Raw genomic sequence first — 19259 nt, 5'->3', positions numbered from 1 at the left:
AGTGTGACGGCTTGCCGGTGAAGCTGCCGGCCAGCGGCCGGCACTACCGCTTCATCGGTGGCAGGCAAGCGGCACGGTGCAGAGGCGGGGTAGTGCCGGCCGCTGGCCGGCAATTCAATCGGCCATCACCCGCCCAATCGCATCGGCCAGCAGGGCGCGCACGCGTGCCGGTGGCAGGTCCGGGTCGCGCACGGCGCGCATGGCCAGGCCCTCCACCAGCAGCCGCAGCAGCAGGGTGCGCCCGGCGATGGCTTCCTCGTCAATCGGCCGGCCCAGGCGCGCATCGTGCTGGCGCAGCCAGGCATGGATGGCGGCGCTGGTCTGCTTGTCGTGGGTGCGCAGTACCTGGGCCAGCATCGGGTCGCGGTGCGCTTCGGCGTTGATTTCCGCGTACAGCGCCACGCTGGCGATGGCATTGCCGTGGATCGGCAGCACGGCGCCGCGCGCCCACTGCCGGTAGCACTCCAGCAGGCCATCGACCAGATCGGACGCCGCCGGCATCTCGCTGATCGACGCCTGGTCGTGGCGCAGCTGGCGCTCGATCAGGGCCAGGATCAGGGTCCGCTTGTTGGCGAAATAGCGGTACATCAGCCCTTGGCTGATCTCGGCCTCGGCGGCGATATCGCCGATGGAACCGGCGTGGAAGCCGCGAGTGATGAAGCACTTCTGGGCGGCATCGAGGATGCGCCGGCGCTGGGCCTCGGCGTGTGCGGCGGCGGCGTCATCAACGGGTGGGGCTACGGCGGGCTTTGGCGTCATTGCGGGAGGTCAGGGCGTCCAGAGACGGGATAGTACGTCACAAAAGGTGTGAATGAACGGTCATTCATTTGTAATTCCCGACTCCCAGACTGCGCCGGCCTTCTCCTTCCGCGAACGAGTCCGATGCGCTACGCCACGCTGCACCGCCCGCTGCTCACCCTCGCCATCGCCGCCGCGCTGCCGGCGATGGCCCATGCCGAAGACGGCCCCCATGCCGAAGCCGATGCCACTGCCTCTGCCGACGCGGCGCGAACGGTGGTGGCGCTTGACCAGGTGGTGGTGACCGCGCAGAAGCGCGCCACCAACCTGCAGGAGACCCCGATTTCGGTGTCGGTGGTCGATGCCGAGGCGTTGAAGGATCGCAGCGCGATTTCGCTGGGCAGCCTGTCCGATGGCTCGATTCCTTCGCTGCGGGTGACCCCGTTCGCGACCCGCAGTTCGGCGCTGAACATCGGCATCCGTGGCATCGGTGCGTCCGGCGATGCCAACCAGCCGGCGCGCGATGCCGGCGTCGGCATCTACGTCGACGGCGTGTTCATGGGCCGCGCGCAGGGCCTGGGCAGCATGCTCTACGACGTGGAGCGCATTGAAGTGCTGAAGGGACCGCAGGGCACGTTGTTCGGCCGCAACACCGAAGGCGGTGCGGTCAGCATCGTGACCAAGGCGCCGACCGGTGAATTCGGCGGCCGCGTCAGTGCCGGTGTGTCCAACTACAGCGGCTACAACAGCGCGCTGCACCTGGACCTGCCCAAGCTGGGCGATGTCAGCTTCAAGATCGACGCGGTGCAGGCCAAGCGTGGCGGCACCACCGACAACCCGATGCGCGGCGAGCGCGACTTCAACAGCTACGACAAGCGTGGCGCTCGGTTGAGCGCACTGTGGCAGCCGAGCGATGGTTTCTCGCTGCTGTACGCGTTCGACCGTTCCTACGATGCGACCACGCCGTACCACACCCAGGTGCTGGTGCCCGGCGCCTACCTCAGCCCGCTGCAGAAGGCCGGGGCCAGTCTCGACCGCCGCGACAGCGCCATCCTGGGCGGCCCGCAGGAAGACAACATCGGCCGCACCAGTGGCCATCTGTTGAACCTGTCGTGGACCTTGAACGAGAACCTGGAGCTGAAGTCGATCAGTTCCTATCGTGAACTGACCCAGGGCCAGTTCGACATGGGACTGGTCGATGCGATCTCGGCCTACGGTGGCGCGGGTACGCCGTTCGGCCGCTACAGCCTGGCCCAGGTCTACCAGCACCAGTACAGCCAGGAGTTCCAGCTGATCGGCAACACCGCGCAGGTGCAGTTCCTCGGCGGCGCGTTCTACTACCACGAGACCGCGGGTGACAATGCGCAGACGCCCAACATGCTGGTTTGGGGGCCGGGCGGTAACAGCTACACGCTGAACCCGGCCACCAACCCGCTGGACCTGTCGCGGGTTCGCATCGACCGCGCCAGCAAGGCGTGGACCGACAGCCTGGGCGTGTTCGGCCAGGCCACGTGGACCCCGGAGGCGATGCCGGGCCTGCACCTGACCGCCGGGGGCCGCTACACCCGCGATGACAAGAAGGGCAGCCTGTACATCGTCAACGGTGCGGCGACGAGTCTCGCCTTCAAGGACCGCTGGAGCCGCTTCGACCCGATGGTCAACATCGCCTACGACCTGGGCGAGCACGCGATGGTCTACGCCAGGTACAGCACTGGCTTCAAGGCCGGTGGTGCCAACTCGCGGTCGACCAACTACACCGCGTTCGGCCCGGAAGAGGTGACCGCCTATGAGCTGGGCTTCAAATCGCAGTTCTGGGACAACCGTGCGCGGTTGAACCTTGCGGTGTTCGATTCGACCATCGCGCACAAGCAGATGGACTTCTCGCTGCCGTTCGACCCGAACAGCGGTGAAACCCGCACCACCATGGTCACCACCAATGCACTGAGTGATGGGAAGTCGCGCGGTGCGGAGCTGGAGTTCAGCGTGATGCCGGTGGACAACCTCACCCTCGGCCTCAACTACGCGTATACGAAGATCGATGCGCAGACCGCCACGGACCCCTTCGGTGCGGGCGTGCAGGTGACCGTGCAGCCGCTGCTGGCGCCGAAGAATGCGGGCAGCCTGTCAGCCGACTACCTGGTGCCGTTCGCCAACTTCTCGGCGCTGAAGTTCCATGTGGACGGCAACTGGTCCGATGGCTACTACACCAGCGAGTACGACCAGATGCTCACTGACAGTTCGTTCGTGGTGAATGCCCGCGTGGCGCTGGTGGATGTGCCGGTGAACAGCTCCGGCACCACGATGTCGTTCTCGCTGTGGGCACGCAACCTGCTGGATGAGCAGCACCTGTTCTACAAGCTCAACAGTCCGGCGCTGGGCCAGACCGGCATCTTCAACGACCCCCGCACCTTCGGCCTGGATGTGGCCGTCAACTTCTGATTCGAACGGAGACTCCCATGAAGCACCGCTCTACCGAACTTGCCCTGGCCGTGATGCTCAGCCTGCCGCTGGCGGCCACCGCCGTGGCCGCAGACGCACCGCAGGCCGTTGCCGCGAAGCCGGCCGCTGCCGCCAATGTGAAGCCGGTCGCCGCCGATGCGCAGCGCGTACTTCCGCTGCAGGGGGCGTGGAACGTGCGCACCTTTGCTGGCCTGCAGGGCCGTCATGGCCCGATTCCGGCCGCTGCGTTCGTGCGTACCGCCGATCTCGGCCGGCTGACCGACGCCGATCGCGATGCATTGGCCGCTGCCGGCGTGAAGCTGGACATCGACCTGCGCACCGCGGACGAAGAGGCACAGTCGCCAGACCTGCTGGCCAAGGATGATCGCTTCGACTATCAGCGCATCTCGCTGATGGGCACCGAGAAGATGGACCTGCAGAAGATGATGACCAGCTTCCCGGATTCACTGGGCGAGGCCTATGTGCAGTGGCTGGGCCATAGCCAGCCGCAGTTCAAGCAGGTGTTCCAGCGCATCGCCGCGCAGCAGGACGGCGCGGTGCTGTTCCATTGCACCGCGGGCAAGGACCGCACCGGGATCATCGCCGGCCTGCTGCTGGACCTGGCTGGCGTGCCGAAGGCCGAGATCGTGCACAACTACGCGATTTCCGCGTACTACCTGGAAGGGCAGCCGAAGGACAGCGCGATGAATGCGCAGATCATGGCGCTGATCAAGCAGAACCCGGAGATCGGCCGCAAGATGGCCGGCATGTCCGGTACCGCACCGGACAACATGGAGCAGTTCCTCGCCGCGCTGCACAGCCAGTACGGCAGCGCCGAAGGCTACCTGAAGTCGATCGGGGTAAGCGAGCAGGAGATCCAGCAGCTGAAGGTGCGGCTGGGGCAGGCGGGGTGAGGGTCGTGGTGTGCCGGACGGATGCCGGCCAGGCCGGCACCCGCCCGGGTCCATCAGGGTTGCAGCGGTGCGACCAGGATCGAGGCGTCCAGCACCGGGAACGTCTGCGGTGCCTGGCCGGTCGATGCGACCAGGCGGATCTCCAGCGTGGTCGTGCCGTCATCGGCGGCCTTGACTGCCTGCAGCGCTCCCAGCTTCTGCGGCAAGGGCACCGCAAAGGTGGTGGGATGGCTGTGGTCCATGCCCGGCATGCTGGGCCCGAAGAACGAGACCGTGCCCGCGTAATAGGGGCTGTCGGCAGCAACAGCCGAGGTGCCGGCGGGTGCATTGACCAGGACGTCGAACTCGCGCGTATTGTTCAACCCCTGTGGGCGCTCCAGCGTGACTTCGGCAATCAGCTGGCGCGGTGCGGACGTGGCGAGGTGCGCGCGCACCGCTTCGTTGGGAACCGCGACGCGGACGGCGCCATCGGACCGCGTGCCGCGGACCAGCCGTACCGCACCGGGGGCTGCAGGCAGCGCTGCCGCCTGCAGCAGGTCGTTGCGGCCGGGATAGACGTAGTCGTAGTCGAAGGCGGTGGTGGAGAAAAACGCGCTTGCCGGACGCTCACCGACGAAGCCGCCCTGGGCATTGACGAAGAAGCGGAACGGCTCGTTCATGAACTGGCGTCGCTGGTCGACGTCGACCGGCATGATCGGCTTGCCCCGCGATTGTTGCAGCTGGTTCCACACGTCCCACAGGCGGTCCATGTTGGCGTGGTGCAGGTAGAAGATGGGGTCCAGCGGCGACAGGAAGTTGGTCATGTTGCCGTAGGGACCGGGATCGACCGCGCCGACACCGCCGATGCAGTTGTGCACCTTGTTGTGCGGGAAGCCTTCAAGCACCGAGAATTTCGTGGCGCCATCAGGCGGCACCACGTGCGACGCCGTGCGTGAACTGGTGAAGCTGCGGCTTACATCGGCATTGTAGAAGTCCACCGGCGACAGCCCCGCATGGATCGTGTCGGGAGACACCGCCGAGGCCGTCTTGGCATCGAAGCCCGGATTCTCGCGCCACAGGTAACGGGCACCACAGGTGATCGCATAGGCCGCATTGCCGGAAATGCCGGTCTTCTCCGTGGCGCTGTATCCGGTCACGTCGTTCCACACATCGTCGGCCGTGAGATAGCCGCGCAACTTGAGCTGGCCGCGTTGGCCCGCGTCGAGCTTGTCCCAGTAGCGCTGCAGCGCCGGGCGCATGAACCGGGTGAACACCGCCAGGTTGCGCGTATAGGGCGCATAGGCGCTGTCGGTGGGCGTGAGTACGCCATCGAACATCGCAGGAGGAATACGCGGCAGCTCGGTCCAGTCCCAGTAGGGCATCGCGAACTGCGGATCACCGCTGAGCGTGCGGATGGTCTGCTCGAAGTAGCCGACATAGCCGCGGTGCCAAACGTAGAACCACCAGTTGCCGTGCGGGCAATCCATCAGGTGCACGAAGCCGTTGCGGAACCAGTTGCGTGGATCGTCCGGCGGCAATTTCAGCATGGCATTGATGCCGCGCGCGTAGCTGGCCAGCATGCGCTGGCCCTCGGGACTGGTGACGTTGTAGCGGTGGTAGCGGGCCTGCACGGCCTTTTCGGCCGGTGTGGTGCCGCTGGCCCAGGCTGCGGGCGCGACCAGTGACGCCAATGAAGCGCTGGCGGTGGTGGCAAGAAAATCACGACGTGTGTAGCGCATAGCCTTCCCCCTGGTGATTGGTTGAACCGCGTTGGGTTACAAATCACTGGCAAGGCCGGCGGCAGCAGGGCGGCCGGCCCGACGGGGACATCCAGCCCCGCCGCTTCCACCGGCAGGTGCAGCCATGGCCGGATGGGAAGCGGCGGTAGTATAGGCATGCGCTACGGCGACGATCTGCGAAGCACGCCACAGACGACAGCGGGTAGAGACCACCGCGGCCTGAAGCCGTTCACCGTCGTCGTTGCGGCGTCGTCGATCAGCCAGGCATGGCCTGGCTCTACCGATCGGGCTTTACCCGTGCAACCCGTATCCGGTACTGGTACACGTTGTCGCCTTCGATGCGCGTGGCCTCGGTGCCACGCACCTGGCCCACCTTCTGGTTGGAGCCGGTGACCGGTTGTGCCTTGACCTCGGTCTCGTGCTCGAAGGAATGCGATTTGTCGCTGTTGCGGTAGTAGCGGTACAGCGCCCAGTACAGCGCAGTTGCGCCGGCCGGACCTGCCGCCAACAGCCAGAGGCCGCTATCGTCGCTCATGAGGTTGCCATCAGGATGAGGATTGCCAGTGCTTCGATGACCGTGCCGGCGGTCAACGCCGCCAGCAGCATCTTCCATTGCTGCACGGGCACGCTGCCCATGGTTTCGCCGGTACGGCCGTTCACTGCGATGTAGTGCAGCATGCCGCCGTTCTTGCCGGGCTGGTGGTACGAGTACAGCCAGACCGGCAGGTACATCGATACCCAGCGGGTGCCATGCACTTCCAGCTGTTCCTGCTCCCAGCGCACGCCACGGTTGTAGCCGCGTACCGAAGATTCCACCTGCGAGCGCGCAATGGACAGCAGCTGGTCTTCCAGTCGTGGCCGCAGCTTCTCCACGTCCAGGTTGCGCTTCTCGGAGGTGAAGCCCGCCAGGTACGAAGCATTCCACTTCACCGCGTTCTTGGTGTCGAACGGCAGGATGGTGTTGATGATGTTGTTGGTGTTGGCGCGGACATCCAGATTGCCGCGCTCGGCGGAGGATTCCAGCGGCAGATCGTCCACGGTGAAGTCGACCTGGCGCTCGATCTGATAGATGTCGGCGTCATAGACGGTGCGCTTGTTCTTCTCGCTGCCTACCGTGTACTGGCGGGTCTGGATCTCGCCCTTGCCGGCCACGGCCGCACTGACATTGCCATCGACGATCATGTAGGGCAGGAATACGCCCACCACGTTTTCCGGGGTGAACTCCTGCTTGAACGCCTTCAGCGCGAACATCCGGCGCTTGTCGACGAACTGGCGGATGCGCGCGACCGCATCGTCCTTCTTGATATGGAAGGGAAGGACGGCATCGGGCACCGCGCCGTTGCTGATCTGTTCGTTGACGCCGAACACATGGCGGCACCAGTGGCAGCGCGCCGTCATCGTGCTTTCGGTATTGACCGTGACTTCGGCGCCACAGCCGGTGCACTTGAAGGTCATCAGCGCCGAGGTATCGGCGTCGATGTCACGCGCGCCGGAGGCGATGACGGTGCCACGCAGCTGGTCGATGGCTTCGCCCAGCCCGAATTCCTCCTCGACCCGTGCGCCATGCCATTCGTGACGGCAGTACAGGCAGACCAGGATGTCGGTGCCGGCCTTGGGCCGGATGTCGGTGGCGCCGCACTTCGGGCAGCGGTTGAGGCCGTCCTTCAGCTCGCTGGCCGAGGTGTCGATGGCCACCGGGTCAGGGGCCTCCACTTCATCGCGGATAGCCTGTGGCAGCGTCGAGGTGTCCAGCGGGAAGCTGCCGGGCAGGGGAGGGACGTCCTGCGGGGAACCCGGTCCATTCAACGACGCCGCCGGCAAGGGCGGCGGCGTCGCGGGCGCGGATCCGGGCAGCGGCGGAGGGCCGTTTCGGGGATCGGACATGTTCGTTGTGCGTCCTGCCGTTACAGGCCCAGTGCCTTGGCCTTCAGGGCGTCGTAGTCGCTCTGGGTGATCAGGCCCAGGTCAAGCATTTCCTTGGCCTTCTTCAGCTTGGCCACCGGATCGTCCGCGGCCGGCGTCACCGGCTGCTGCATGCCGCCGACACCGAACATGCCCGAGGCCATGCCGACACCTACAAGCCCTGCCGCACCGCCGTTCTCGCCGGCCGACTGGATGCCCTGGGCGACGCTGGCCTGCAGGTTGGAGTTGCCGCGCGAGCCGGTCAGCGCATCGGCGCGCTGCACGGTTTTCAGCAGCTCGCGGGTGTTGGCGTCGTACTCGATGGAAACGATGGCGGTCTTGACGATGGCCAGGCCGCGATCGCTCTGCCACTGATACGCCTGCTCGACCGCGGCCGACAGGCTCTGCGCGAAGCCGATCGAATCCTGCTGCAGCTTGGTGATGCGGTTGCCCTTGCCCGGATCGTTCGTGTACAGGCTGAAGGCCGGAGCCAGCGAACCGACCACTTCATTGAACAGCTGGCTGGCGGCGGCGTTGTCCAGGTCGGTGAAATCGAACACCTGGCCCGGCTGCAGGTAGCTGGCTGGCACGAAGTTCTTCACGAACAGGATCGGGTCGACGATCTTCAGCGTATACGAGCCACGGGTGACCGCGCCGACCTGGGTGTTGAGGAAGCCGTCGTCCCAGTAGATTTCCGACTGGGTGCCGAAGCGGTTGTCCGGCAGTTCCTTCAGCGAGACGAAATACGCAGCCTGCTGCGAGCCGGGCTGGCCGCCGAACTTGAAGCGTTCCCAGCTCTGCTTGATGAAGGTGCTGACCAGGCCGTCGCCGGCAAAGATCGACTGCGAGTTCAGATCGTCCGAGCGCCACTCGTAGCCGCCCGCTTCGGCGACGAATGCGGTGATCGCGCCATCCTGGAACAGCAGCAGGCCGTAGCCTTCCGGCACGATGATCTTCGAGCCGTTGCTGATGATGTTGGACGAGCCGCTGGTGTTGGAGCCGCGGCCGGCATTGGTGCCGTGCGGCACCGCTGCGAACAGGGCCGCCGTGGACGGCAGGCCCGTGGGCACGGTGTAGAAGTCCTTCCACTGGTCGGCCAGCACACCGCCAACCGCACCCTTCACCGCCTGTACCAGACCCATGTCCAACTCCCTGTGATTCGAGGGCAGGCACCGTGCCTGCCGACCTGAGCTGAATATAGCAGCGGCCGGGGACGGCAGGAGTGCCGGAAGATGAATTCCGATCAGGCCCGGTCGATACCACCCGGACCGGCGCGTACCGCCTGCAGCACGGCGGCCATGTCCAGTGCGCCCAGCCCGGCGTGCTGCGCCTGTGCGAACAGCGCATCGCTGGCGTTGATCAGCGGTGCATGCATGCCGACCTCGCGCGCGGCGGCGGCGACCAGCCCGCTGTTCTTGTACACGTCGGTGATCGAGGCCTGCACGGCAAAATCGCCACGGGCCATCTTGTCCAGCTTGATCCGTGACACGTCACTGGCCATCGGCCCGGCATTGAGCACCTGCGCGAAGCGTTCCAGCTCGATGCCGTGGGCTTCGGCGAAGTGCACCGCTTCGGCCAGGCCGGTGACCAGCGTGATGAGGTACAGGTTCACCGCCAGCTTCATGCGCAGCGCCGACGGCACACTGCCGCAGCACACCGTCTGCCGGCCCATCGGTGCCAGCAGCGGCGCCGCCACGGCGAGATCGGCATCGGTGCCGGCCAGCAGGATGACCAGCTGCGCCGCTTCGGCCTGCACACGGGAGCCGGAGACCGGCGCTTCCACGTAACGGCCACCCGCAGCACGGATCTGTTCGGCCAGCGCCTGTGAATACGCCGCCGAACTGGTGCCCATGTTGATCAGCAGGCGGCCGCGCACGCGCTCGCCGAACGCGCTGCCCTGTCGATCGAGCACGCTGTCGATGGCGTCGTCGTTGGCCAGCATCAGGATGAGGGTTTCGCAGGCTGCGAATACGTCGTGCAGCTGCTCACGGACCTCGACGCCTGCGGCACGCGCGGCGGCGTGGTTGCGGCCGGAGCGGGACCAGCCCAGCACGGCGTGGCCCGCCCGCGCCAGGTGGCTGGCCATGGGCGTTCCCATGACGCCCAGGCCGATGAATCCCAAAGGCATGGCTGGCTCCAGAGCAGGACAGGACGCCCATCATGCCGCAGACCGGTGCTGCGTGGCTCAGCCCGCTGCGCGCAGGATCAGTGCATAGCCCACCAGCAGCAGGACACACAGCGGCAGCGTGACGAATGAAGCGATCATCCAGCGCAGCGCCTTGCGCGATGCCACCGTGGCCGGGCCGATCTGGCCGGCGGCGAGCAGCGATGACGTGCGGTTGGCGTAGACGGTGGCGACGATGCCGAAGGGCCAGAAGCCACCGAAGATACTCAGGATCGCCCACATCAGATAGTTTTTGGGGGCTGCCGGGCTAGTGTGTTCCATACGTTGAATCTCCTTGGTTGGGCGCGGATTATGCCGCCCGCTGGCGGCACCGGCAAACGGGCCCGGTGCTGCACGCTGCCCAGATATCGCTGGCGCCGCGCCACGGCCCACGAAAAGGACGATTTCCTGGTGGTGCAGGAGCCCGCCGACCCGTGGATGTGGTGCGGCAATCTGGATATTCACGTGATTATCATCACGTTTCTCTTGAAACTCCGATTCGATAATCGGAAATGCCGGCGCCGTGAAGGCGTTGGGGGAATCCGGATCCGTCCGACGTCCGCATCGTCGACCCACCGACGGCAACCCCCTGGGGGCATGGGGGCGGACAGCGTGCGCGTTGATCTGCGTGTGCAGCGGCTGGCGCGAGGCGCGGCGTAGGCATCGCAGCATCACGCAATGAAGCCAGACGCTAGGCATTGCGCGATCGCCTGGTGCAGCAGCACCGGGGCGCCATTCGCAAGGGGAGTTTCAATGCACAGGCAAGTCAGTCAGATGTTGCAGCGCGCCTATCAACCGTACCGGTCCTTGCCCGACCTGCTGGGCGCGTTCATCAAGGAGTTTTCGCAACACCATGCGCTGCGTGGCGGCCGTGTCCATCTGCGTGGACCGGACACGGCCCCTGGCCAGGACGCGTCGCTGGAGGCCGGTCAGCGCCTGCCGATCCGCTACGGCGGCGAGGTGCTCGGCGAGCTGCAGCTGGAAGGCGAGTCGGGTGGACTGGACAGCAGTGCGCTGGCGCTGGGTGAAGCGTTCGCGCATCGATGCGCACATCTGATCAAGCGTTATGAAGCGCAAGCCTGGGCCGAACAGGCCCTGAGCCGCCCGTTGCTGCTGGTCGGCGCCTGCGATGCGTTGAAGCGGATGGAGGAGTTCGTCGAGCGCGCTGCTGCCAGCCAGTTGCCGGTGCTGCTGCGCGGCGAATTCGGCACCGAGAAGATGGAACTGGCCGCGGCCCTGCACAGCTGCGGTCCGCGGCGGCGGGGGCCGTTCGTCGAGGTCAACTGCGCCCATCCACAGGAAACGCCTGCGGACTGGTTCGCACGCGCCCGCGGCGGCAGCCTGTATTTCCACGAAGTGGATGAGCTTCCGGTTCCCTTGCAGGCGCAGCTTTCGCATTGCATCCGCGACCTGGAGACCGCCACCGTCCAGTCTGGCCAGGCCCGCGCGATCCGGGTGATCGCCTCCACCAGTGCCGACCTTGAACAGCGTGTGCGCGAGCGGCAGTTCTCGCGGGCGCTGCTGGCCGGGCTGGAGTTCCTCACCGTGGACATTCCCCCGTTGCGCGAGCGCAGCGACGACATCGATGCGCTGGTGGCGCGCTCGCTGCAGATGCATGGGTTCAACCCGCAGGTCATCAGCGAGGACGTGCTGGATGCGCTGCGTGGCCATGACTGGCCCGGCAACCTGCTGGAGATGGAGCGGGTGGTGGTGCGCCTGGCGGTGATGACCGGCGGGCGCAGCATCCGTCGTGAGGACCTGCTGCGGCATGCGCCTGGCCTGATGCTGGGCGAAACAGTGGCGGATGCCGATCCTCCGGTGCCCGACGGGGAGGCGCTGCAGGCGGCCGGGGCAGTACCGCAAGCTGTCGCTTCGACGACACCTGCGCCGTCGCACGACGGCCTGCACGATGGCCTCAAGCGTGCGCTTGCCTACCTGAAGGATCACGCCGCCGAGCCGGTCACGCTGGGCGATCTGGCGCGCCAGGCGCATGTGAGCCAGTCGCACCTGGGCTTCCTGTTCCGCAGCGAACTGGGCACCACCTTCAAGCTGCTGCTGCAGCAGCAGCGCATCGAACACGCCAAGCAGCTGCTGCGGGGCGGGCAGCGCCTGCGCATCACCGATGTCGCATTGCAGGTGGGCTTCGGTGACCTCAGCCACTTCGAGAAGAGCTTCCGGCGCCTGGTCGGGGTCAGCCCGCGCAGCTACCGGCGCGTACCGGAGCAATGAAAAACCCCGGTGCAGGTTCAGGCCTGCCCGGGGTGTGCGCATCACCGCAGCGGACGCTACCTGGCGTTCGCTTCGGCGGCCCTGCGTACGGCTTCCTCGGCGGCCTCATCGGCGCGCCGGGCGGCTTCGGCGGCGGCTTCGACGGCCTGCTGCGAGACCATCATCGCCTGGCGGATGCCTTCCTCGCTTGCCGCCATCGCGGCGTCGGCCAGTTCCTGCGCAATCTGCATGGGGGTTTTGCCGCCGGGACGGTCCGGCGTGGGGAACGGAGAGGGTGGGATCGGGAAGGTCATCGCAGGAACTCCTTCTGGGGCTGGGGAGGAGGAGCCGTCGTTGCGCTCCCCCAGGATGTGGCGCAATGCCGCCTGGGCATCGGCCAGGATCTTCTGCGCTTGCTGCCGCGCGGCCTGACGGCCGGCGTTCACGGCCACGCCGGCGGCCGAGGCCAGCGCGGCCGTGGCTGCCTGCACGCCGTCATCAGGCCCGGGCGGGGGTGAGGGCGGGCTCACACCGCGTCTGCCTGGTAGCCGATCTCGGCCTCATCCTCGGCGAAACGGCGCGTTCGGCGGTAGTCCTGCAGGGTGATGACGTTGTCCTCCACCTGGATGCGCGCCTGTTCCTTGGAGCCATCGATGGCGAACAGCACGCTGGCACCGTCCTGGCCGAGCTGGCCGCGCGAGACCGGATGGTTGTCGAGGAACGCCTGTGCGCTGCGCAGTTGCCGGCGCGCGGCCTCGCGCCATCGTTCACCATCCAGCTGCAACCCACCGCCATCGCCCAGGAACATCGCGACCTGCTGCGCGGCCAGCGAAATGCGGGCGTAGCCGATGTGGCGGTTTGCCGCCAGTGTTTCGGCAATGGCGGCGCGCACCTGCTCAGGGGATGGAAGATGCGAAAGCTGAGGCCCGTCCAGGTAGCCGAACAGCATCGGCAGCAGGGTCTGCAATGCGTGCGTGGCGCGTTCCAGGCGCAGGTCGCTGTTGCCTCCCGGCCGATGAGCACGCAGGTAGAAGCGGAAATAGTCGGCGAACTCGATCGGCCTGCGTGCGTGCTGCAAGGCGAAACGGGCCGCTTCGGCCTGGGCCTCGCTGGGCGGGTTATGGCCGCCCTGCTCCTGGGCCAGCTGGTACAGCGCCAGCGATTCACGGAAGTCGAGCTGCTGCAGCAGCGGCGCGTCGCCGGCGCCAACGGCTGCGAGGAAGGGCCGGTATGCGCCCAGTTCCTTGTTGCTCAGCAGGCCGTGCCGGACCAGCACACTCTGCACTTCATTCGACAGCAGGTTGCTGGGCGGGCTCGATTCCAGCTGGCGCAAGGCTTCAAGTTCGTCAGTGTGAAGGCTGAGCAGCTTGACCGGGCTCACCTGCAGGCCGGCATGGGGAAGCCAGGCCATGCGTGAACCATGCAGGCCCTGCTGCACGCCTTCGAGCATCGCGCCTTCGTCTGCAAAGGCGTATCGATGCTCGTGTGAATCGATGGCCCACTGCAGCCAATAGTGGCCGCCATCGACGAACGGCAGCACGCGCTTGGTTCGCGAACTGAACTGGCCGGGATGGGGAACGGGGCGACCGTCGATGAAAACGCTCATGCGTGGCTCTCCTGGCGGCCTCACTGGGCCGGAAAATCCTTGAGGACGGTCGCAGCGGCGCTGCCGACGCGGGTGAAGTCGTCGGTGGCCCCCTGCATCATGGTCTGCGCCTGCGTAAGCACCCTCGCATACTTTTCGTCTCCGGTCGCCAGGTACTGGGCCATGGCCACGCCGGCGGCGGTGGTTGCGATGGTGGAAACGTTGCGCAGCGCGTCGGCCGCGTCCTGCACGGCAATCGCCGCGGACTGGGCCACCGATTGGTAGGCCTTGCCGGCGCCACTGGTCTTCACCACGGTCGTGGCCATGGTGGCCGTCTGCACCTGGTTGATCACATCGATGACCTGGGCGTTGACGTTGCTCGGGTCCATACGGGCTCCTTGATGGGCGGGGGCGGCCGGAATGCAGCCGCGGCACGGTCACGGCGTGGCGTCGGTGCCGCCGGCGGCCGCGGTGGAGGGGGAGTCTGGCGCGGGGTCGTGGGCGGGACCCGCTGCCGGTTCCGGACCGGGCGTGGAGTCGGGCGCAGGTCCGGGCGCGGGCGCCGCGCCGTCGCCTGCAAGCTGTTCGAGCGTGTGCAGGCTGGCGGTGGCGGCCGCAGCGTCGGCAGTGGCACCGTGGGTCTGTGCCTGCAGGACGCTGATGGCGGTCTTTCCTTCTGCGGTAGCCGCGGCGATCACCGCCGCGGGCGAAGGCGGCGCCGGCACCGGCCCTGGCAGGGGAATGACCTGCGGCGGTGGCGGCGGCGGGGGAAGCGGAGGCGGCGGTGGCACCGGCCAGGGGGCATTGATCATCTTCGCGCAGGCGGCGGTGACCGCGGCGTTGCTGACCATGCCCGCGCCCTGCTGGCGCGCAACCGCGTTGTGCATGGCCGTGCCCAGCGTCTCCAGCATGACCATGTCGAGCATGCTGAAGGACTGCGCCGGCCCCTGGGCCACCAGCAGGGTCGAGGCGGCACTGACGCTGTCGACGATCTGGCTGTTGACGGTGTTCTCACTGCTCATGATGGAACGGCTCCCTTCTGGATGATCAGGGCCAGGACCTGGGCCAGGCTGGCGCCGGCGGTGACCTGGCCGCGTTGCTGGTTGGCCACTGCGTTCTGCATGGCCAGGCCAAGGCTGTCGGCCATCGCCAGGTAAGTGGCGGACATCGCGAACGACGGGGCGAGGGCGATCGCCAGGCCCGAGCCGGCGCTGGCAGCGTCCAGCAGGTAGCCGGTGGCAGGCGATGCGGCCATCAGACAGGGGCCCGGCGTGACGCCACCCGGGCGGGGGCGCTGAGGGGGGCGTCACGCCGGGCCGACACGTCAGCGCAGACCCAGGATTTCGCGGGTGGCTACGCCGTTGGAGGCAGTGTCGATGGCATACAGCGTGGACACGCCCTGGGTGGTCGAGGCCTGCATGGTCACGTAGGACTGCTGCTGGTTGTTGGTGGCGTTGTGCGCGGCGTTGGACAGTGCCTGGCTGGTGGCCACGAACAGATTGCCCATTGCGATGGCCGGCGCATCACCAAGGACCTTGGTGTTGACCTGCGAAACCGAATCGGTGATCTGGCTGTTGACGGCGGTGGGAAATGCCATGGTGGAAACTCCTTGGGTGGACAGCACTACAGGAACGGAGACTGCCGGCACTTAGTGGAATCAGCCGAGAATCTTCCGGGTGGCGGCGCCGGTGGCGCCGGTATCGACGGCGTAGAGCAGTGCAACGCCCATCGTGGTCGCGGCCTGCGCCGTGACATACATCTGCTGCTGGGCGAGCGTTGCGTTGTGGGCCGCATTCGCCAGGGCCTGTGCCGTGGCCTGGTACAACGTGCCCATCGCCGTGGCGGGGGCCACGCCCAGCACCTGCAGGTTGGCCTGGCTGACCGAATCGGTGATCTGGTCGTTGACGGCCGTGGGAAATGCCATGGCTCAGCTCCTTGCCTGCCGGCGCATCACGCGCCGAGGATCTGCTTGGTGGCCACACCGGTGGTGGCGGTATCGATCGAGTACAGCGTGGCCACGCCCATGGTGGTGGCCGCCTGCGCGGTCACGTAGGACTGCTGCTGGGCGTTGGTGGCGTTGTGGGCGGCGTTGGCCAGCGCCTGCGCGGTGGCCTGGTACAGGTTGCCCATGGCGACGGCGGGCGCGTCGCCCAGCACCTTGGTGTTGGCCTGGGTGACCGAATCGGTGATCTGGTCGTTTACAGCGGTCGGGAATGCCATGTCGAGCTCCTTGAGGTTGGCGGATCAGCTACGGGACGACGGATCAGGAACCGAGGCCGCGGACGCGGGTGCTGAGGATTTCCTTGCTGGCCACGGCCGTGGTGGCGGTGTCGATCGAGTACAGCGTGGCCACGCCCATGGTGGTGGCCGACTGCGCGGTCACATAGGACTGCTGCTGGGCATTGGTCGCGTTGTGCGCCGCATTGGCCAGCGCCTGTGCGGTGGCCTGGTACAGATTGCCCACCGCCACGGCGGGCGCATCGCCCAGCACCTTGGTGTTGGCCTGAGTGACCGAATCGGTGATCTGGTCGTTTACCGCGGTTGGAAATGCCATGTCCTGCTCCTGCGAAAAGGTGGAAGTGCGTGGTATCCAGTGTCACGGTGCGTGGTGCGTAACTGCGTGTGCTTCACCGTGGATGCAGAGTAGAAACAAGCGCTGCTGCTGGATTGGTGGAATCGACGGAGAATGCGGGGGAAATGGTGTGAAGAGCGGGGCCGTGATGCGGGTGGTGCCGTCGCCGCATCATCGATTTCTCCGCATCCGCGTCGGCCGCCTACTGCTGTTCAATGTAGCGGGCCATGCGCAGGTACCAGTCGATGGACTGGGACTCGGCAAAGCGTCGCTGCCTGCGCTCCCACGCCGCCAGGGCGGCCCCTCCGGCAGGCATCGGCACGGGCACCGGCCGCAGCGTGTCGGGAATCGAGACGGGCTGGAATGTCCCCAGAGAGCTGCTCAGCTCGTCCTGCGCCACGGTGCAGACCGCATCCAGTTCCCAGTCGACCACCGACCCGGCGGTCGGACGATTGAGCCAGCCGGTCTGGGCCATCAGGTTCGCGTTGATCCGTGTCAGCAGGTCGGCGATGTCCTGGCCGCCGGGCAGGTCAAAGCAGACCAGGTAGAAATCGGCGCCTCCCGGCGCGGTCTGGAACAGCGTGTGGTAGGCCATCACATAACCTGCGTCCAGCTCGACGCCGGTTTCTTCCTGGAATTCCCGCCTGGCCGCATGCTCGGCGGTTTCCGCATCCGACATGCGTCCCCCGGGCAGTGCCCACTGCCCGGCCTGGTTGACCAGGCGCGGCGATTGCGAGCCGGCCCAGCCGGAAATGCGCCGCTGTGCGGCGTTGACGGTCGCCTGCAGGTTCGGGTCCGGCCATGCGGGGATGCCTACATTTTGAAGCTGGACCCAGGCCGGCACGGCCCCTCCACCCGCGACCCAATCGGCCGCCCCCATGGCGGCGGCCCGGTCCACGGCGACCAGTACCGTCGGCAATGCTGCCTGCAGCTGCGCCAGGACCTGGCCGGCGTTGTTGACCGCAACGGCCGCTTGATTGATGGCATCCCGCGTGGCGACGCCATTGGCGGCAGCCCCCGCGGGCCACGCAGACGTCGCTGCAAGCACGGCATTGGCCAGCGACGCGTTGATGGCGGCGACCGCGCCGGCATTGACGGCGCTGCCTGCGGCAACGTTCACCACCGTGGTCAGGGCGGACGCCGCCTCGGCCACCAGCACCGGCGCGGCATAGCCGCTCCACCAGGCATTGGTGATCTGCTTGCGTGCGATCAGGTACTGATCGTCCGAGCGAAGTGTTGCGTAGACCTGTGTCATTTCGTTTCTCCGGTTGGAACAGCGTCGTGCCTGCCGCAGTGGATGGAAGGGCGGCAGCGCGGATCAGGGCGATGTGTCAGTGGTTGCGATGCTCGATCAGGTAGGTGAATTCGTTCCGCGTGTTCTCACGCGGTGCAATGGGCGGGAGGAGGGTGTCGTAGCGGGCCTCCCACGCCGGGGTATTGCGCCGATCGAGGAACGGCCGATCCTTTTCGTCAGGGAGATCCGGTGGCCCGGGTTTGTCCGGGGACAGGTGTTTCAGATGCTCGGCCAGGCTTCCGGCCACCTCGACCACCTTTTCGTAGAGCACCTGCCGTCGCTCAGGCTCGGCGAACTCTTCCAGGTCGGTCCATTCGATGGTTGAACCCATCGCCTTGATCCGCTCCATCCCTTTCCAGTTCAGAAGCGCGTTCTCCCACACTTCGGTCCTGGCCAGCACCCGCGGCAGCTCGGTGACGGCCCAGGTATAGGTCTGCAGGTTCTGGGTGCGCATCACATCCATCAGCGAGGCCTTCAGCCAGATGCCGGTGAGGTCTTTCAGCGCGCTGTGGTACGGGGCCCAGTCACCCAGGGTCACCTCCGGCTCGTCAGCATCGATCGCGCGGGTGGAGCCGGCATCCCAGGCCTTCTGCTGCAGCTCCAGCTGCGGCGCTTCCCCGAGTTCGGCCAGGGCGCCGGTCAGCAGTTTTCCAACCACCAGGTAGAGCAGGGCGGAGCGACCAATCGCCTCGGGCGAGAACAGCTTCCTCGCCTCCGGTTCCACACCGAGTGCACGCTGGTATCGGCACCACGCCTGCAGCAGCACATGCCGCCAGTACCAGGCCGTCAGCTTCTGCCCGGCCTTTTCGCCGCTCAGCTTCTGCTGTGTACGAACCGCTTGCGAGTAGTGCTTGTCGTGGGTCTTGTACATCATGTACAGAAAGTAGCCGCTGAGCGTCATCGGCAGGTTCATCTGCGAGGCGTAGCCTTCGGACCAGAATTTGCTGCAGCGGGCCAGGATGATGCCCGGGGTATAGCTTTCCCAGTCGAGCTTGCGCAGCTTGTGGCGCAGCAGCCCGGCGGGAATGTTGATGCCATCGTCTACATTGCCGACGTTCAACCCTTCGCCCACCTCCTTCCAGCTGGCATAGTCGATGGCCTTCAGTGCCACCAGCTCCAGCTTCAGCTGGCCCGTGTTGATGTGGGTGTTGAGCAGTTCGACCAGCTTGGGTGCGAACTGTCCCGCCCAGTCGCCGAGCGTGATGGCGTTGACGCCCTGCGTCTCTGCTTTCTGGATGGACGCCTGCAGCATCGCCACAAGCTGTTCCTTGAAGGCGTAGGCTTGATCAATGGCGCCGAAGCGCAGCGGCGGCGTGACGAGTTCGAAGACGTTGCCGGAATCGGATTCGAGCTTCCATGGCTCGGTGCCAGCGATGTCGAAGCAAGCTGCGACCACGTGGGTGAACGCGAAGATCACGCTGTCGTGCGTGCAGAACTCGATCTCGATGCCATACGTGTTGTCGGGCAGCGCCTCGCCGCCCTTGCCGATGTCGATGCCCTGGACGGTCGGGCGCTTGCTGACGATCCAGCCAAGCTGGCCGTCTTCTGCGATGTTTGCCATGCGAATGCCCCTGCATGAGTGCGCGACCGGGAATGGCCGGCTCAGGGGCATGCTAGAAACGGGGAGACTGCGGGAATCGGCGAAATCGACGCGCAATGCGGTGCCATTGCGTGGATCGGCACCGATGCGGCGGAATCGACGACGGCGGGCCACAGCCACGCCGT

21 protein-coding genes are annotated in these 19259 nt (G+C 66.5%); 3 read left to right on the top strand and 18 right to left on the bottom strand.

Going from position 1 to position 19259, the window contains the following annotated elements; genetic code table 11:
- Nucleotides 1–114 precede the first annotated feature (114 nt).
- Nucleotides 115–759, bottom strand: coding sequence for a TetR/AcrR family transcriptional regulator (locus VN11_RS11660; RefSeq protein ID WP_053449836.1), 645 nt, complete (start codon nt 757–759; stop codon nt 115–117).
- A gap of 123 nt (nt 760–882) precedes the next feature.
- Between VN11_RS11660 and VN11_RS11655 the strand changes: the two genes are divergently transcribed.
- Together VN11_RS11655 and VN11_RS11650 are read left to right on the top strand one after the other, a co-directional pair.
- Nucleotides 883–3177, top strand: coding sequence for a TonB-dependent receptor (locus VN11_RS11655; protein WP_053449835.1), 2295 nt, complete (start codon nt 883–885; stop codon nt 3175–3177).
- Nucleotides 3178–3194: 17 nt separating this feature from the next.
- Nucleotides 3195–4091, top strand: a complete 897-nt coding sequence (locus tag VN11_RS11650) for a tyrosine-protein phosphatase (protein WP_053449834.1) — start codon at nt 3195–3197, stop codon at nt 4089–4091.
- Between the two features lie 53 nt (nt 4092–4144).
- On the opposite strand, the gene VN11_RS11645 is transcribed toward VN11_RS11650, so the two are convergent.
- From VN11_RS11645 to VN11_RS21850, 6 genes are all read right to left on the bottom strand, one after another.
- Nucleotides 4145–5809, bottom strand: coding sequence for a tyrosinase family protein (locus tag VN11_RS11645; protein WP_053449833.1), 1665 nt, complete (start codon nt 5807–5809; stop codon nt 4145–4147).
- 277 nt (nt 5810–6086) lie between these two features.
- Complete coding sequence (locus VN11_RS11640) at nt 6087–6344, bottom strand: hypothetical protein (protein WP_053449832.1); 258 nt, start codon at nt 6342–6344, stop codon at nt 6087–6089.
- A complete protein-coding gene (locus tag VN11_RS11635) occupies nt 6341–7693 on the bottom strand; it encodes a hypothetical protein (protein ID WP_053449831.1) in 1353 nt (450 codons plus the stop codon). The genes VN11_RS11640 and VN11_RS11635 overlap by 4 nt, the downstream gene beginning before the upstream one ends.
- 20 nt (nt 7694–7713) lie before the next feature.
- A complete protein-coding gene (locus tag VN11_RS11630; RefSeq protein ID WP_053449830.1) occupies nt 7714–8853 on the bottom strand; it encodes an SPFH domain-containing protein in 1140 nt (379 codons plus the stop codon).
- Nucleotides 8854–8954: 101 nt separating this feature from the next.
- Nucleotides 8955–9839, bottom strand: coding sequence for an NAD(P)-dependent oxidoreductase (locus tag VN11_RS11625; protein ID WP_080374922.1), 885 nt, complete (start codon nt 9837–9839; stop codon nt 8955–8957).
- A 57-nt stretch (nt 9840–9896) separates the two neighbouring features.
- On the bottom strand, nt 9897–10340 hold the full coding sequence (locus VN11_RS21850; RefSeq protein WP_187299767.1) for a CD225/dispanin family protein: 444 nt from the start codon (nt 10338–10340) through the stop codon (nt 9897–9899).
- A gap of 288 nt (nt 10341–10628) precedes the next feature.
- Here VN11_RS21850 and VN11_RS11615 point away from each other — a divergent pair, with 288 nt between their 5' ends.
- Complete coding sequence (locus VN11_RS11615) at nt 10629–12104, top strand: helix-turn-helix domain-containing protein (protein WP_053449828.1); 1476 nt, start codon at nt 10629–10631, stop codon at nt 12102–12104.
- Nucleotides 12105–12160: 56 nt separating this feature from the next.
- Here VN11_RS11615 and VN11_RS22735 read toward each other — a convergent pair whose 3' ends face one another.
- From VN11_RS22735 to VN11_RS11560, 11 genes are all read right to left on the bottom strand, one after another.
- Entirely contained in the window at nt 12161–12574 is a 414-nt protein-coding gene (locus VN11_RS22735; RefSeq protein WP_238581793.1) for a hypothetical protein, read from the bottom strand.
- A 35-nt stretch (nt 12575–12609) separates the two neighbouring features.
- Nucleotides 12610–13689, bottom strand: a complete 1080-nt coding sequence (locus VN11_RS11605) for a hypothetical protein (RefSeq protein WP_053449827.1) — start codon at nt 13687–13689, stop codon at nt 12610–12612.
- Between the two features lie 20 nt (nt 13690–13709).
- The gene (locus VN11_RS11600; RefSeq protein WP_006479484.1) at nt 13710–14057 is read right to left on the bottom strand and encodes a hypothetical protein; all 348 of its coding nucleotides are present in this window, start codon (nt 14055–14057) and stop codon (nt 13710–13712) included.
- Between the two features lie 48 nt (nt 14058–14105).
- Nucleotides 14106–14690 carry a RebB family R body protein gene (locus VN11_RS11595; protein WP_053449826.1) on the bottom strand — a complete coding sequence of 195 codons (585 nt, stop codon included), beginning with the start codon at nt 14688–14690 and terminating at the stop codon, nt 14106–14108.
- Entirely contained in the window at nt 14687–14923 is a 237-nt protein-coding gene (locus VN11_RS11590) for a RebB family R body protein (protein WP_008265905.1), read from the bottom strand. The genes VN11_RS11595 and VN11_RS11590 overlap by 4 nt, the downstream gene beginning before the upstream one ends.
- Before the next feature lie 69 nt (nt 14924–14992).
- Nucleotides 14993–15265: a RebB family R body protein gene (locus tag VN11_RS11585; RefSeq protein ID WP_005416651.1), complete on the bottom strand. Its 273-nt coding sequence runs from the start codon at nt 15263–15265 to the stop codon at nt 14993–14995.
- Between the two features lie 60 nt (nt 15266–15325).
- Complete coding sequence (locus VN11_RS11580; protein ID WP_006446865.1) at nt 15326–15592, bottom strand: RebB family R body protein; 267 nt, start codon at nt 15590–15592, stop codon at nt 15326–15328.
- Nucleotides 15593–15618: 26 nt separating this feature from the next.
- Nucleotides 15619–15888 (bottom strand): RebB family R body protein, encoded by a 270-nt coding sequence (locus VN11_RS11575; RefSeq protein WP_005416649.1) that lies wholly within the window; start codon nt 15886–15888, stop codon nt 15619–15621.
- Nucleotides 15889–15931: 43 nt separating this feature from the next.
- Entirely contained in the window at nt 15932–16222 is a 291-nt protein-coding gene (locus VN11_RS11570; RefSeq protein ID WP_005416648.1) for a RebB family R body protein, read from the bottom strand.
- Nucleotides 16223–16442: 220 nt separating this feature from the next.
- Nucleotides 16443–17495 (bottom strand): NUDIX hydrolase, encoded by a 1053-nt coding sequence (locus tag VN11_RS11565; RefSeq protein ID WP_053449825.1) that lies wholly within the window; start codon nt 17493–17495, stop codon nt 16443–16445.
- A 76-nt stretch (nt 17496–17571) separates the two neighbouring features.
- Nucleotides 17572–19254 (bottom strand): hypothetical protein, encoded by a 1683-nt coding sequence (locus VN11_RS11560; protein WP_238581792.1) that lies wholly within the window; start codon nt 19252–19254, stop codon nt 17572–17574.
- Nucleotides 19255–19259 lie beyond the last annotated feature (5 nt).

Origin of the sequence: Stenotrophomonas maltophilia, from assembly GCF_001274595.1 — a bacterium.
Taxonomy (GTDB): Bacteria; Pseudomonadota; Gammaproteobacteria; order Xanthomonadales; family Xanthomonadaceae; genus Stenotrophomonas; species Stenotrophomonas forensis.
The sequence above is the reverse complement of the archived record's forward strand: the minus strand, read 5'-3'. Positions and strand labels throughout refer to the sequence as shown.